The 13,565-nt window shown below is 73.4% G+C and carries 13 protein-coding genes and 1 riboswitch; of the genes, 3 read left to right on the plus strand and 10 right to left on the minus strand.

Annotated features, from left to right (window positions below; genetic code table 11):
- Nucleotides 1-63: 63 nt before the first annotated feature.
- From AC27IY_RS26330 to AC27IY_RS26345, 4 genes are read right to left on the minus strand one after another with little or no spacing between them, the layout of a single operon-like run.
- Nucleotides 64-1,494 (minus strand): aldehyde dehydrogenase, encoded by a 1,431-nt coding sequence (locus AC27IY_RS26330; protein ID WP_487179470.1) that lies wholly within the window; start codon nt 1,492-1,494, stop codon nt 64-66.
- A 1-nt stretch (nt 1,495) separates the two neighbouring features.
- On the minus strand, nt 1,496-1,702 hold the full coding sequence (locus AC27IY_RS26335; protein ID WP_020541062.1) for a tautomerase family protein: 207 nt from the start codon (nt 1,700-1,702) through the stop codon (nt 1,496-1,498).
- Nucleotide 1,703: 1 nt separating this feature from the next.
- A complete protein-coding gene (locus AC27IY_RS26340) occupies nt 1,704-2,615 on the minus strand; it encodes a VOC family protein (protein ID WP_344215176.1) in 912 nt (303 codons plus the stop codon).
- Complete coding sequence (locus tag AC27IY_RS26345; protein ID WP_487179471.1) at nt 2,612-3,295, minus strand: class II aldolase/adducin family protein; 684 nt, start codon at nt 3,293-3,295, stop codon at nt 2,612-2,614. The genes AC27IY_RS26340 and AC27IY_RS26345 overlap by 4 nt, the downstream gene beginning before the upstream one ends.
- A 107-nt stretch (nt 3,296-3,402) precedes the next feature.
- Between AC27IY_RS26345 and AC27IY_RS26350 the strand changes: the two genes are divergently transcribed.
- Nucleotides 3,403-3,984 carry a PadR family transcriptional regulator gene (locus tag AC27IY_RS26350; RefSeq protein WP_487179472.1) on the plus strand — a complete coding sequence of 194 codons (582 nt, stop codon included), beginning with the start codon at nt 3,403-3,405 and terminating at the stop codon, nt 3,982-3,984.
- A 73-nt stretch (nt 3,985-4,057) separates the two neighbouring features.
- Here AC27IY_RS26350 and AC27IY_RS26355 read toward each other — a convergent pair whose 3' ends face one another.
- The 3 genes from AC27IY_RS26355 to AC27IY_RS26365 all read right to left on the minus strand — a co-directional run bounded on the left by AC27IY_RS26355 (nt 4,058) and on the right by AC27IY_RS26365 (nt 6,825).
- Nucleotides 4,058-4,759, minus strand: a complete 702-nt coding sequence (locus AC27IY_RS26355; RefSeq protein WP_487179474.1) for a CHAP domain-containing protein — start codon at nt 4,757-4,759, stop codon at nt 4,058-4,060.
- Nucleotides 4,760-4,771: 12 nt separating this feature from the next.
- Nucleotides 4,772-4,907: riboswitch (cyclic di-AMP (ydaO/yuaA leader) on the minus strand.
- Between the two features lie 122 nt (nt 4,908-5,029).
- Nucleotides 5,030-5,983, minus strand: a complete 954-nt coding sequence (locus tag AC27IY_RS26360; protein WP_487179475.1) for a Gfo/Idh/MocA family protein — start codon at nt 5,981-5,983, stop codon at nt 5,030-5,032.
- 20 nt (nt 5,984-6,003) lie between these two features.
- The gene (locus AC27IY_RS26365; protein ID WP_487179476.1) at nt 6,004-6,825 is read right to left on the minus strand and encodes an aldo/keto reductase; all 822 of its coding nucleotides are present in this window, start codon (nt 6,823-6,825) and stop codon (nt 6,004-6,006) included.
- 114 nt (nt 6,826-6,939) lie between these two features.
- Here AC27IY_RS26365 and AC27IY_RS26370 point away from each other — a divergent pair, with 114 nt between their 5' ends.
- Both AC27IY_RS26370 and AC27IY_RS26375 read left to right on the plus strand, forming a co-directional pair.
- Nucleotides 6,940-7,884, plus strand: a complete 945-nt coding sequence (locus AC27IY_RS26370; protein ID WP_487179477.1) for a hypothetical protein — start codon at nt 6,940-6,942, stop codon at nt 7,882-7,884.
- A gap of 2 nt (nt 7,885-7,886) precedes the next feature.
- Nucleotides 7,887-9,053, plus strand: a complete 1,167-nt coding sequence (locus AC27IY_RS26375; protein ID WP_487179727.1) for a DUF6716 putative glycosyltransferase — start codon at nt 7,887-7,889, stop codon at nt 9,051-9,053.
- Between the two features lie 136 nt (nt 9,054-9,189).
- Here the strand turns inward: AC27IY_RS26375 and AC27IY_RS26380 are convergent, their stop codons facing one another.
- From AC27IY_RS26380 to AC27IY_RS26390, 3 genes are read right to left on the minus strand one after another with little or no spacing between them, the layout of a single operon-like run.
- Nucleotides 9,190-10,452 (minus strand): polysialyltransferase family glycosyltransferase, encoded by a 1,263-nt coding sequence (locus tag AC27IY_RS26380; protein WP_487179478.1) that lies wholly within the window; start codon nt 10,450-10,452, stop codon nt 9,190-9,192.
- Nucleotides 10,449-11,420 carry a glycosyltransferase family 2 protein gene (locus AC27IY_RS26385; protein ID WP_487179479.1) on the minus strand — a complete coding sequence of 324 codons (972 nt, stop codon included), beginning with the start codon at nt 11,418-11,420 and terminating at the stop codon, nt 10,449-10,451. Before AC27IY_RS26385 ends, AC27IY_RS26380 begins: the two co-directional genes overlap by 4 nt.
- Nucleotides 11,421-11,453: 33 nt before the next feature.
- The gene (locus AC27IY_RS26390; protein ID WP_487179481.1) at nt 11,454-13,499 is read right to left on the minus strand and encodes an N-acetylneuraminate synthase family protein; all 2,046 of its coding nucleotides are present in this window, start codon (nt 13,497-13,499) and stop codon (nt 11,454-11,456) included.
- Nucleotides 13,500-13,565 lie beyond the last annotated feature (66 nt).

The raw sequence follows: 13,565 nt of genomic DNA on the forward strand, positions 1-13,565 counted from the left end.
CGAACGGCGGGAGGCCGGATCGACAGGCGGCCACCGATTGTCGTACACCCGGAGGCCACCCGCTCAGTCGATCTGCATGACGACGGCCTTCGGCTCGGTGAAGAACTCGCGGCTGAACGTGCCGCCCTCGCGCCCCACGCCCGAGTCGCCCGCCCCGCCGAACGGCGCCCGCAGGTCGCGGATGAAGAAGCAGTTGACCCAGACCGTGCCCGCCCGCAGCCGGGCCGAGACGCGGTGCGCCCGCGACAGGCTCTCGGTGAACAGCATGGCGTTGAGCCCGTAGCGGGTGCCGTTCATGAGCGCCACAACCTCGTCCTCGGTGTCGAACGGCGTCACCGTCACCACCGGGCCGAAGATCTCCTCCCGCTGGTGGCGGGCGGTGGCGGGCAGGCCGGTGACGATCGTCGGCCGGACGAACCAGCCGTCGCCGAGCCCGCCCGCGTGCACGGTGCCGCCCTCGGCGGCGACGGTCTCGACGTAGCCGCGCACCTTGCGGTGGTGCGTCTCGGAGGCTAGCGGCCCGAGCTCGGTGTCCTCCAGCTTGGGGTCGCCGAGCCGCATCGCCCCGGCGGCGGCGGTGAAGCGGGCCAGGAACTCCTCGAACACCGGGCGCTGCACGTACAGGCGGGAGCCGGCCAGGCAGACCTGCCCGGCGTTGGTGAAGATCGCGCGCAGCGACCAGCTCACCGCGTTGTCCAGGTCGGCGTCGGCGAAGACGGCGTTGCCGCCCTTGCCGCCGAGCTCCAGGCTGACCGGGACGAGGTTGCGGGCGGCGGCGGCCGAGATGACGCGGCCGGTCGCCGACTCGCCGGTGAACGTGATGCGGTCCACGCCGGGATGCTCGGTGAGCGCCTGGCCGGCCGAGTCCGGGCCGTACCCGTGCACGACGTTGAGCACGCCGGGCGGCAGGCCCGCCTCCAGCGCGAGCCGGGCGAGGATGGTCGCCGAGGCGGGCGTGTCCTCGGCGGGCTTGAGCACGACCGTGTTGCCCCAGGCCAGCGCGGGCGCGATCTTCCAGGTCTCCAGCATGAGCGGGAAGTTCCACGGCGCGACGGCGGCGGCCACGCCGACCGGCTCGTAGCGGGTGTAGGCGTGGTGGCCGGAGTCCATCGGCAGGGCCTCGGCCGGGGTGAGGCGGGCGTGGTCGGCGAAGAAGCGGAAGTTGTCGGCGGCGCGGGGCACGTCGTTGCCGCGGCTCTGGCTGATCGGCTTGCCCATGTCGCGCGTGTCGGCCAGGCCGAGCCGGTCGGCGTGGGCCAGGATGAGGTCCGCCAGGCGGTGCAGCAGCCGCCCGCGCTCGGCGCGGCCCATGCGCGGCCAGGGCCCCTCGTCGAACGCGCGCCGCGCCGCCGCGACGGCCAGGTCCACCTCGGCCGGGCCGCCGAGCGCGACCTCGGCCCACGGCTCGCGGGTGTAGGGATCGACGCTGGCGAAGGTCTCGCCGCTCGCCGAGGCGACCTCGGCGCCGTCGATCACGTGCCCGAAGAACTCCACGTCAACCGCCCTTGCTGATCTCGTCGCGTTCGGCGAGCGTCTGGTCGCCGGCCGCCCAGTGCGTACGCGGCACCTCCCTGACGATCACCCTGATGCTCTGGGCCGGCGAGCCGATCGCCCGCTCCACGGCGGCGTGCAGCTCGTGGATGAGCGCCCGGATCGCGGCCGGATCACGCCCTTCGGACAGGGACACCTCGACCAGCGGCATGTCAGCCCTCGCTTCCCGTGACGGGCCGCCCCGGCAGGGGACGGCGGATCTGCGGCTGGGTGTGGACGCGCCGCGTGGGGCCCTGCCACATGTCGATCGAGCCCGGCTCGGCGGGGTCGAAGTAGCGGGGGCGCCAGGCGTCCTCGTCGGTGATGAGGCGCACGCCCCACGAGTACTCGTACGTGATGCCCTCGGGGCCCTTGAAGTAGACGAACACGGCCGTGGACTGGGGGTGGCGGCCGGGACCCATCTCGATCTCGACGCCGTTCGCCTCCAGGAAGTGCCAGTTGCGCATGACGTCGTCGAGCGAGTCCACCTGGAAGTTGATGTGGCAGAGCCCCGGCCGGCTGCCCTGGAACACGGCGAGCTTGTGGTGGACCTGGTCGATGCGCATGAGGCAGGCCCAGTCGCCGATCCAGTCGGAGACGCGGGCGTTGAACAGGCCGTTCCAGAAGCGGTACGCCTCGCGCACGTCGGGCGCGTCCAGGCACAGATGGCCGAACTCGGTGATGCCGGCCTCGCGGCCGTGCCGTACGGGGGCGGTGAGCGTCACCTGGTCGATGACGAGGTCGACCCGGTTGCCGAAGGGGTCGTCGAAGGAGAGGAAGTCGCGGACCCGGCGCGAGCGGGCCTCCTCGGCGCCGCCCCGCGCGACGGCGACGCCTGCCTTCTCCAGCTCGGTCTCGGCGGCGGCCAGCGCGTCCTCGTCGCGGACGGTGAAGCCGGAGCTGATGACGCCGGACTCGCCCTCGACCAGGGCGAGGCAGTGGTGGCGCTGGTCGGCGCGCAGGTAGGCGACGCCGTTCTCCTGGGCGGTGAGCTCCATGCCGACGACGTCGACCGCGAAGCGCACGGCGGTGTCCAGGTCGGCGGCGCCGGAGCGGACGTAGGCGATGTCCGTCAACTCGATCATGACGACTCCCGGAGGTGGGACCAGATGCGGGCAAGGAGTTCGGGCGCGGCGGACCGCCACGCCCGCTGTTCGGCGGGGGTGAGGGGGACGGGGGTGCCGGCCGCGGCGGCGGTGGCGTTCATGCGGGCGCTGGCCTCCAGCACCCACATGAGGGCGACGGCCTCGCCGGCGCTCGCGCCGGCGGTGACCGCGCCGTTGCCCCGCATGACCAGGGCGGGGGAGTCGCCGAGCCGGTCGGCGAGCGCCCGGCCGCGGGCCCGGTCGCGGACGAGCACGGCGTCGTCGAGCACGGGCACCTCGGGCCCGAGGAAGGCGCCCTGCCCGTGGAGTGGCCGGATGGGCACCCCGGCGGCGGCGAGCGCGGTGGCGGCGGGCGGCTGCGCCCGGCAGATCGCGCCGGCGCCGGGGCGGGCGCGGGCGATCTCGACGTGGATCCACGCCTCGCGCGGCGCTCCGCCGGGCAGTTCGGCGGCGTCGAGGGGGAGCTCGGCGTACGGGGACGCGGCCGTGAGGGTGCCGAGGGGCACGGGTGGAGTCATCAGCAGCCGGTCGGCGCCGGTCCGGACCGAGACGTGCCCGAACGCGGTCACCAGCCCCGCCGCCGCCAGCGCCCGCCCGGCCAGGGCCAGCTCGGTCCGTAAGTGCTCTTCCGGTAAGGGTCCGGCTTCAGCCGTGCGCACCGCCGCCCGCCTCCTCGCGAGATCGTTCCCGAAGACAGGGAGGACAATACATGTATCTCCATACCTGTTCTAGAGGAACGGATCATGCTCTCCCTATGCTGGAGGGCATGTCGCTTCAGCACGCGCTGCTCGGCGTCCTGGAGGCGCGCCCCATGAACGGGTACGAGCTGACCCGCTTCTTCGAGGCCGCCCCGCGCTGGGTGTGGTCGGCGCCGCAGAGCCAGATCTATCCCACGCTGCGCCAGATGGAGCAGGTCGGCCTCATCGAGGGCCAGAAGGAGATCCGGGGCACCAGGCTGAGCAGGACCGTCTACTCCATCACCGAACGCGGCCTGGCGGAGCTGCGCGCCTGGCTCGGCACCTCCCACACCCCGCCGCCGGCGCGCGACGCGTTCTTCCTGCAGGCGCTGTTCTTCGACATGATCGAGCCGGACCGGGCCGCGTCGGTGCTCAAGGCGTTCATCGCCGAGCAGGAGCAGCTCGCCGCCGAGTGGCGGGCGCACAGGGAGGCGCTGCTGGCCAAGGACACGCCCCTGCTCAAGGAGCGGCTGAAGAACCGCCCGGCGGCCGAGCACGACCGCATCGCCGCGCTGAAGGCGCACGTCTTCGCCGGCCAGATCGCGGTCGCGACGGCCCGCGCCGAGTGGGCCCGCGAGAGCCTGCGGCTGCTGGAAGAGCCCACGCCCTGACCCGGGCGGGGCCGCACACGCGACGAGCGCGCGTCCCCGGGCGATGGGGACGCGCGCTCGTACGTGGGTGAGGTCAGGAGGCGTACTCGGGGTAGCCGTAGCCGACGACCTGCCACTTCGGCCGGACGCGCTCCTCCACCTTGCCGTTGCCGGTGTTGCCCTCGATGGTGGAGATGGTGCCGTCCTGGTTGTCCTTCTCGACGAACCCGACGTGGTTGATGGCGTCGAGGTCCTTGCTGCCGCTCCAGGAGAAGAAGACCACCGCGCCGGGCTTGGCGACGGTGCCGAAGCGGTCGTTGTTCTTGAACCACTTGGCGTGGGCGACGGTCCAGGCGTCCCAGCCGATCTGCGGGCGGGCGCCGGTCTTCTCGCCGACCCAGGAGACGAACATCGCGCACCAGGGGGCGTTGAGGTAGCCGGCGGGGGTGCCGCCGTCGCGGGCGATGGTCTCGGCGGCCCGCTTCGAGTCGGCGTACCAGCGCTGGTACGGGGTGCCGCCGCCGGCGGCGTTCTCGCTGGTGCCCACCTGGGAGCGGGCCATGGACAGCACCTGGTCGGCGGTGACCTGGATCTTGTTCTCGTCGGCGCGGGAGCGCTGGGCGGCGTGGTCGACCGGGTTCTTGGTGCTCTTGACAGTGCTGCTGTGCTGTCCTGCGGCCGACGCGGTCTCGGCGTTCGCGGCCTGCGGGCCGAGCGCGGCGGCGGCCACGGCCGTGCCGAGGACGGCGTAGGCGATCTTCATCTTTCGGGCAGCGGTGAAGCCGTGCTTGGCCATCGAGGGGGTTACTCCTTGCTTCCATGCCGCTTACCGGGTTAGCTGACGGGTTCGGACGTGGAAGCTGCCCTACGGCACGTGATGCCGATTCACCCCAAAGGACGTGGGTCCCCGGTTCCGCGCGTGGCGGATTCAGCGGTCACAGGACGATCCTGTGATGTTCTTTCACTTGCGATGGTCAGACATACTCCGACAAAACGGACGTATGCCCTGAGATGCCCCATAAGGTAATACACATGGCAAGGAGATGACAAATCCCTAAAGGGCTGGTCAGGACAGTTGTTGCCGGGCGTCGGCCAGCAGCCCCATCATGGCAAGGGATTCGTCAAGCGGCATGACCGCCGATTCGGTCCGTCCCTCGGCCACCGCGGCACGCACCTCGCGCACCTCACCCGCGTAGCCGTTGTCGGCCGGATCGAGCAGATGCTCCTCGGGCTCCATGCCGGGCGCGGACAGCACGATCCGCTCCGGCGCCCAGAACGCCGCCGGGATGTCCGCCCGCATGCCCGTGCCGACCACGTGGGCGGAGTTGGGGTAGTGCGCGAGCAACGAGGTCGCCACCACGGCGTGCCGCCCCCCGGAGTACGTCAGCAGCCCCGCCGCCTCGGCGTCCACGCCGTTGGGCGCGAGCGCCCCGGTGACGCGCAGGCTCTCGGGCATGCCGAGCAGCAGCTGCGCCAGCCCGAACGGGTAGATGCCGAGGTCGAGCAGCGCGCCGCCGCCCAGCTCGGGAGCCCACAGCCGGTGCGCCTCGTCATAGGGATGGGCGAAGCCGAAGGACGCCTGCACCGAGCGGATCTCCCCGAAGCGCTCGTCGGTGGCGATCATGCGGATCAGCGGGTTGAACCGCATCCACATGGCCTCCATGAGGAAGACGCCCGCCTCGCGCGCCAGGCGCACCATCGTCTCGGCGTCGGCCACGCTCGCCGCGAGCGGCTTCTCGCACAGCACGGCCTTGCCGTTCGCGATGGCGGCCGCGGCCACCGGGAGGTGCTGGGCGTGGGGCGTGGCGACGTAGATCGCGTCCACGGCCGGGTCGGCGCACAGCTGCTCGTAGGAGCCGTACGCCGACTCCGCGCCGAGCGTCGCCGCCAGCGCCCGCGCCCGGCCGAGGTCGCGGGAGCCGACGGCGGCCACCCGCATGCCCGGCTCGGCCGCGATGGCCGTCCCCACGGTCTGGGCGATGCCGCCGGTCGCCGCTATGCCCCACGCAAAATCTCGCACAAGGCGAGATCGTAGAGGGTTCAGGTGGCGTTGAAGGTGTCGGGGTCGGGCCCGAGGCGCTTGCCCTGGTTGAGCGCTCCGATGGCGGCCATGTCCTCGGTGTCGAGGATGAAGCCGAACACGTCGATGTTCTCCTTGATGCGCGCCGGGGTGACCGACTTCGGGATCACCACGTTGCCGAGCTGCAGGTGCCAGCGGAGCACGATCTGGGCGGGCGTCCTGCCGTACTTGCCCGACAGCACCGCGAGCGCCGGATCGTCCAGCAGGCCCCTGCCCTGGCCGAGCGGGCTCCACGCCTCCGTGAGGATGCCGTTGGCCTCGTGGAACTCGCGCATCTCGCGCTGCTGCAGGTAGGGATGGAGCTCGATCTGGTTGATCGACGGCGTGATGCCCGTCTCCTCCATCAGCCGGGTGAGCGTGGGGACGGTGAAGTTGGACACCCCGATCGCCCTGGCCCGGCCGTCCCGGTAGATCTTCTCCAGGGCCTTCCAGGCCTGGACGTACTTGTCCTGCCGCGGCACCGGCCAGTGGATGAGGAAGAGGTCGACGTAATCGAGGCCCAGCCGGGCCAGGCTCTCGTCGAAGGCCTGCTCGGCGCGGCCGTGGTCGCCGTTCCACAGCTTGGTCGTGATGAACACCTTCTCGCGCGGCAGCCCGCTCGCGCGCACGGCCCGGCCCACGCCCTCCTCGTTGCCGTAGGCGGCGGCTGTGTCGATGTGCCGGTAGCCGGCCTCCAGCGCGGTGCGCACGGCCTGCTCGGCCTCGTCGCCGGGGATTTGCCAGACGCCGAACCCCAGCTGCGGGATCTGCACGCCGTCGGTGTTGAGCATGAGCGAGTTCATAGTCTCCATTGTTCACGTCGCGTTCCTGGCGGCTTAAGGCGGCAGGGGTAACTTAACGGCGTCATGGACGGGCCATCACCCTGCTGGGAGGCCCATCGGCCGGGAGGGGCAGGAGTGGTCGGACAGGCGTCGGCCTGGGTGGAGTCGCCGCTCCAGATGCTGTGCGCCGTCGAGGCCCACCACGCGGGGCTCCTCGGGCCCGTGACCACGGTCGTGCCGCGCGCGGGGCTGCGCGCGCTGAAGGCCACCCGCGCGGAGCTGCGCTCCCTCGGCGCGCCCGACGGGCTGGTGCTGGCCGATCCGCGCGAGCGCATGCCGCGCCGGGTCCTCGCGGTCGGCGACGCCTTCTCCGGCAGGGTGCAGGTGCGCTGGCTGGCGTCGTGGCCCGGCCGGGTCGTCATCGTGGACGACGGCCTCGCCACGCTGCGCCTGCTGGAGCTGCTGGCCGCCGGGCCGTCGCGCCCCCTGCTGCGCGCCCGTGCCGAGCCGTCCGCGCCGCGCGCCGCGCTCGGCCTGGCCGCCGCGCTGCGGCTGCGCCTCAGCCGGGTGTCGGTCTTCACCGCGCTCGACGTGGACGACAAGCTCGCCGAGGCCGTCCGCGCCGCCGGCGTAGAGCTGGTCCGGCACGACTTCGCCTGGCTGCGCGCCCAGCCGCCGAGCCCGTACGGCCCCGACGAGCACACGGTCGTGCTCGGCACCTCGCTCGTCCGCAACGGCCTGGTGCACCGCGGCCGCTACCTGCGCTGGCTGACCGACCTGGCGGCCCGCGAGCCGCTCGCCTACTACCCGCACCGCCGCGAGGACCCGGTGGACGTGGCGCTCATCGGGGAGCTGCCCGGCGTCACCGTGCACGACGCCGGCGCGCCCGCCGAGCTGACCCTGCGCGGCCTGCGCCCGGACCAGCGGGTGCTCAGCCTCCCCTCGACCGCCGTCACCTCGCTGCGGGTCCTGCTCGGCCCGCGCGGCGTCGCCGTCGAGCCCGTGGACGTGCCTGACGACTGGTGGACCAGCAGGGCGGCCCCCGCCCTGCGCTCGCATCTGACGGGAGTGCCTAGTTGAACGTGTTGGCGGTGGCCGACTCCGACTCGTACCTGAAGTGGGCGGCCTGCCTGCTCGACGACCTGCCCGAGGGCTCGTCCGCGGACCTGGTGGTGGTCCGCACGCCGATCGCGCCCTCGCCCGAGCAGATCGCCGCCGCGGTGAGCGGGCGCGGCCGGTCGGCGCCGCCGGTGCTGTCGGCCCGGTCGGTGCGCCGGCTCGCCGAGCGCACCCGGCCCGACGTGATCCTCGTGGCCTGTACGGGGCCGGTGGTGGACGTGCTCGTGTCCGGCGTGCTGGACGGGCTGCGGCCCCGGCCGGTGTTCGTCAGCGGGCTGCCGGGCATCTCGGTGCCGGCGACGGAGAAGGCGTGGATCTACCGCAGCGGCTGCGACCTGTTCGTGGTGCACAGCGAGCGGGAGGTGGCCGAGTTCGGCGAGATCGCCGGGCGGCTCGGCGGGGGAGGGGCGGTCGGGCTGGCCCGGCTGCCGTTCCTGCGCGCGGGCGCGGCCCCGGCGGGCGGCGACCGGGTGGTCTTCGCCACCCAGGCCAAGGTGCCGCGCGGGCGCGAGCAGCGCGAGCGGATTCTGAGCGCCCTGGCCGAGCTGGCCCGGCGCCGGCCGGACCTGGACGTCGTGGTCAAGCTGCGGGCCCTGGAGGACGAACGGCAGACGCACCGCGAACGCCACCACTACCAGCGGCTCTGGCGCGAGATGGGCGAGCGGGGGCGGCTGCGCTTCGCCGCCGGGCCGATGCACGAGCAGCTCGCGAACGCGGCCGGGTTCGTCACCGTCAGCTCGACGGCGGCGCTGGAGGCGATCGCGCTGGGCGTGCCGTCGCTGGTGCTGACCGACTTCGGCGTCAGCGCCGAGATGATCAACGTGGTGTTCGAGGGCAGCGGCCTGCTCGGCACGCTCGACGACCTGGCCGCGGGCGCCTTCCGCGCGGCCTCGCCCGCCTGGTGCGCGGCCAACTACTTCCATCCCGCCGAACGGGACGACTGGACCCGGCTGCTGGCCGGCCTCGTGTCCGCCGGACCGAGCGGGCCCGCCACGTCCCTGCTGGACGGCCCCGAGCACGCGGCGGCACGCCGCCGGGCCCGGCTGCGGGTGGAGGTCCACCCGTCGATGCTGCGGGCCGGATACAAGGCCAGGAAACGAGTGCGCCGCTACCTGACGGCCCTCGGCTGAGCGGCGGCGGGTACGCCGTCCCCGACGGCGCCCGACTGAGAGGCCGGTGGGCCGGTTATCCGACGGCGCTCGGCTGAGCGGCCGGAGGGCCGTCGCCGGCCGCGCCCGGCCGAGCGGCCGGCGACGGGCCGGGCGTTCAGGCGAGTGGGCGGAGGCGGCGCCGCAGGCGGTCCAGCGCCTTCGGACGGGACGACGCCGGCCGGTCCAGGAGGCCCAGCACCTCCAGCCGCCTGCGCTTGAAGTAGCGGGCGTCGAAGTCGATCCGCGCCGGCCGCAACCCCGGATACGCCTCGGCCTGCATGCAGTAGCCGACCGCGCGCACCAGCCCGGCCAGGTCCACCGGCGGCGGCTCCTCGATGACGCCGTCCGCCGTCAGCCGGGGCAGCAGCGCGTCCACGACGGTGAGCGGGACCCGGTTGCTGTTCTCGTAGGGCGCCAGGCGCTCCAGCACCAGCTCCGTCCCGTACGAGGCGACCGGCAGCCCGAAGTAGCGCCGCGCGGTCATCAGCCCGGTCGAGAAGCAGCCCACGACCAGCTCGGGCCGCAGCGCCGCGAAGCACACCTCGGCGGGCACGTTCTCCCCGGGCACCGACAGCCGCACCCCGAGCCGCCCGGCCGCCTCACGCAGGAGCCGGGCGTGCCGCCGCCCTGCGGCCGGGTGCGGCTTGAACACCACGTGGTCGTGGCCGCGGGCGGCCAGCGCCGCCAGCATCCCCTCGTGCAGCCCGGCCTCCTCCTCGGCGCTCAGCAACTCCAGCGCCGACAGGTACTGGCCGAGGACGACCGGCGCGCCGGGCGGCAGGGCGGGGGCACCGGCCCCGGCCGCCCCGGCCACCTCGGCGACGACCGCGAGGAAACGCTCGCCCGGCAGCGTCTCGGCCGGCACGCCGTACTCGCTGAGCAGCAGCGGCGTCAGCCCCGGCACCAGGTCCAGATGGAGCAGCCGGGTGACGCGGCGGTGGATCTCGGCGGGGAGCGGGTCGCGGGTGGGGCCGTAGCTCATGAGCCCGTCGGCGTAGACGGTGATCGGGCAGTCGCGCACCAGCCCGCCGATCGTCCGGGCGGGCGGCACCGCGATCGACTCCAGCACCAGCTCCTCGACGTCGTCCAGGCCCCAGTGCGAGCGGATCAGCCGCTCGGTCATCGGCACCTCGATCACCCGCGCCCGCCAGTCGGACGGATGCAGCGGCGCGATCAGCTCGTTCCACGAGCGCACCTCGTCGAAGCGCCCGCGCAGCGCCGCGAAGCCGGGCGTCTCCTCCAGCGGCGTCGCCACCTCGGGGACGGCCGCGTTGTTCGACACGATCAGCAGCCGCCGGCCGTCGCCGAAACGGCCGTCGTCGATCGCGGCGGCCAGCGTCATCGCCCCGAACAGGGTCGAGGCGTAGAAGACCTTCATGGGGCGCTCCGGATCCTGGCGTACGGGTCGGGGGGCAGTCCGGGCAGCAGGGCGCGCAGCAGCGCCCCCCGCTCGGCGGGCATCCGCGTCACGGCCTCGGCCACCAGCTCGCGCGGCAGCGAGGACACCATCAGCACGCCCCGCTCCTCGAAGCGGGCGCGCAGCGGCGGCGCGAACCGCTCGCCGAGCTCCAGATGGTGGGCGAACAGGGCGCAGAAGGTCCGTACGGCCTTCGGCAGGAACTCCGGCTCCAGGTCCTTGAGCACCAGCTCGAAGGCGTCGAAGAAGTGCAGTTGCCGCTCGTCGCCGATCTGGGTGAGCGAGCCGGCGACCTGGCGGCGGTAGAACACCCCGGCCAGCGACACCACGGCGAACGTGGCCGCCTCCCGGTGCAGCCGCCAGATCCACGGCCGGTCCTCGGCCGTGTGCAGCGAGCCGGGGAAACGCAGCAGGTCGCCCAGTGAGCGCCGGTAGATCCCGGCCCAGGCGTAGGGGTAGTCCACCATCGTGCGCGTGTCCGCGGGCAGGATCGCCTCGCGGGGGTCGAGCACCACGCCCCTCCGCGCCAGGGGGGCGCGGTGCACGACCCGTTTGCGGCCCTCGACCTGCACGTGGTCGACGCGCACGAAGTCACAGCCGAGCCCGTCGGCCGCCTCGACCAGCCGGGCCAGGTAGCCGGGCGCGAGCCAGTCGTCGCCGTCCAGGTACGTCACGTACCGGCCGGACGCGGCGGCGAGACCGGCGTTGCGCGCGTCGGCCAGCCCGGCCGGCACGTCGTGACGGATGACGGCCAGGCCGGGCAGCTCGCCCCGGAAGTCGTCGACGATGTCCGGCGTGGCGTCCACGGAGCCGTCGTCGACGACGATGAACTCGAAGTCGCGCCGGGCGTTGCGGGCCAGCGCGGTGAGCGCGTCGGCGATGTAGCACTCACCGTCGCGGATCGGCACGACGACCGAGAGAGTGATCAACGGGGGGTCTCTCCAGGAACGAGGGGCAGGGGGTCAGGCGGTGACCCGGCGCAGGCGGGCCTTGGGGGCCTCCTCGCCGGGGAAGACGCGCTTGACGCCGTCGCCCATGGCCTGCTCGATGATCCGGATGTCGCGTACCAGGTGCTCCAGCCCGGCGGGCTCCAGCGAGGCCGCGTGGTCGGAGCCCCACATGGTGCGGTCGAGCGTGATGTGCCGCTCCACGCACACCGCGCCGAGCGTCACGGCCGCCAGCGAGATCTGCAGCCCGCGCTCGTGGCCGGAGTAGCCGACCGGCACGCCGTAGCGCTCCTTCAGCGTGGTGATCGTGCGCAGGTTCGCCTCCTCCGGAGGCAGCGGGTACGTCGAGGTCGCGTGCATCATGATCAGCCGGTCGGTGCCGAGGATCTCCACCGCCGCGTCGATCTCCGACAGCGTGGACATGCCGGTGGACAGGATGACCGGCTTGCCGGTGGCGGCGAGGGCGCGCAGGAGCTGGTGGTCGGCCACGCCGGCCGAGGCCACCTTGTGCACCAGGACGTCCATCTCCTCCAGGAACTCGACGGAGGGCACGTCCCACGGCGAGGCGAACCAGTGCAGGCCGCGCTCGGCGCAGTGCTTGGCGATCTCGGCGTACTCGTCGCGGCCGAACTCGGTGCGCTCCTTGTACTCCAGGTACGTCATCTCGCCCCACGGCGTCTGCCGGATCTGCCCCTTCTGCTCCTCGGGCACGCAGATCGCGGGGGTGCGCTTCTGGAACTTGACCGCCTGGCAGCCCGCGTCGGCGGCCACGTCGATGAGCCGGCGGGCGATGTCGAGGTCGCCGTTGTGGTTGATGCCGATCTCGCCGATGACGTAGACGGGCTCGCCGTCGCCCACCAGCGTGTCGCCGATCGCGACCGGGCCGAAGCGGGGGCGGGCCCGGACCGCGGCGGCCGGCTGGGCCTGGGGCTCGGGGCGGGCGGCCACCACGCGGTCGCACAGCTCGCGCACCGCGCCCGAGCCGCCGTTACGGGTGAGCACGACGCGGGCCGCGGCGCGCACCCGCGGGTGGGCGTCGGGGGTGGCGACCGGCCAGCCGACCTCGGCCATCGGGCCCAGGTCGTTGACGTCGTTGCCGACGTAGGCCACCCGGGCGGGGTCGAGGCCCTCGATGTGCAGCCAGTCGCGCAGCACCGTGCGCTTGTCGGCCAGGCCCTGCAGCACGGGCACGCCGAGCTTGCGGGCGCGGGCGGCGACCACCGGGTTGTGCTCGGTGGACATGATCAGCACCTTGACGCCGGAGCGGCGCAGCAGCGACACGCCCATCCCGTCGGAGCGGCTGACCAGCACCATCTCGCGGCCGTCGGAGTCGACGTAGGCGCGGTCGTCGGTGTGCACGCCGTCGAAGTCGGTGATGACGGCGTCCACGTCGATCGGCTCCGGCCGGTCGATGAACGGCGCCAGCGCCCGGACCAGCTCCAGGTCGCCCGGCTCGTCCACCTCGATCGCGTGCTGCGGCGGGACCGGCTGGACCGCGGTGCGGCCGAAGAAGCGGTGGCCGTGCTCGCGGAAGCCGGCGGTGCGCATGACGTAGAACGCGCCGTTCTCGCGGAACTGGGGCTCGCGGTCCTGCCGGCGCGGCCGGACGGCGGGGTCGTGGTTGACGCCCGCGCCCGCGGCGGTCCAGAGGAACTCGTGCGTCGGCAGGCCGGACACCACGGAGTCGGCCTCGCCGTCGAGGACCTTCCGCACGGCGGCCGACAGGTCCTCCGGGTCGATGAACGCGCTCGTGCACTGGACGAGCACGACGACCTCGGGGTCGGCGTCGAGCGCGTCGAGCGCGTGCAGCACCGCCGACTCGCTGGAGGCGGTCGCGCCGCTGAGCTCGGCGGGCCGCTCCACGATCAGCGCGCCCGCCTCGCGGGCGGTCGCGGCGATGCCGTCGTGGTCGGTGCTGACCACGACCTGGTCCACGAGCTCGGCGGCCAGGCAGGCCCGGACGGCCCGGGTCACCAGCGGCACGCCCCCGACCAGGGCGAGGTTCTTCAGGGGTACGCCCGCCGAACCTCCGCGGGCGGGAACTACGGCCAAGACTCGCAACGGATTCTCCTCAAAGCTTCTGATGGCATTGAGAAGCTAGAGGTCCGGGTTGAACGCCCGGCGTCA

The sequence above is a fragment of the Nonomuraea sp. B208 genome (assembly GCF_057536035.1).

Coding starts and splice junctions, on each gene's coding strand:
- AC27IY_RS26380 (WP_487179478.1), bottom strand. CDS start 10,452: ATGAAGGTCTTCTACGCCTCGACCCTGTTCGGGGCGATGACGCTGGCC.
- AC27IY_RS26335 (WP_020541062.1), bottom strand. CDS start 1,702: ATGCCGCTGGTCGAGGTGTCCCTGTCCGAAGGGCGTGATCCGGCCGCG.
- AC27IY_RS26355 (WP_487179474.1), bottom strand. CDS start 4,759: ATGGCCAAGCACGGCTTCACCGCTGCCCGAAAGATGAAGATCGCCTAC.
- AC27IY_RS26365 (WP_487179476.1), bottom strand. CDS start 6,825: ATGAACTCGCTCATGCTCAACACCGACGGCGTGCAGATCCCGCAGCTG.
- AC27IY_RS26340 (WP_344215176.1), bottom strand. CDS start 2,615: ATGATCGAGTTGACGGACATCGCCTACGTCCGCTCCGGCGCCGCCGAC.
- AC27IY_RS26350 (WP_487179472.1), top strand. CDS start 3,403: ATGTCGCTTCAGCACGCGCTGCTCGGCGTCCTGGAGGCGCGCCCCATG.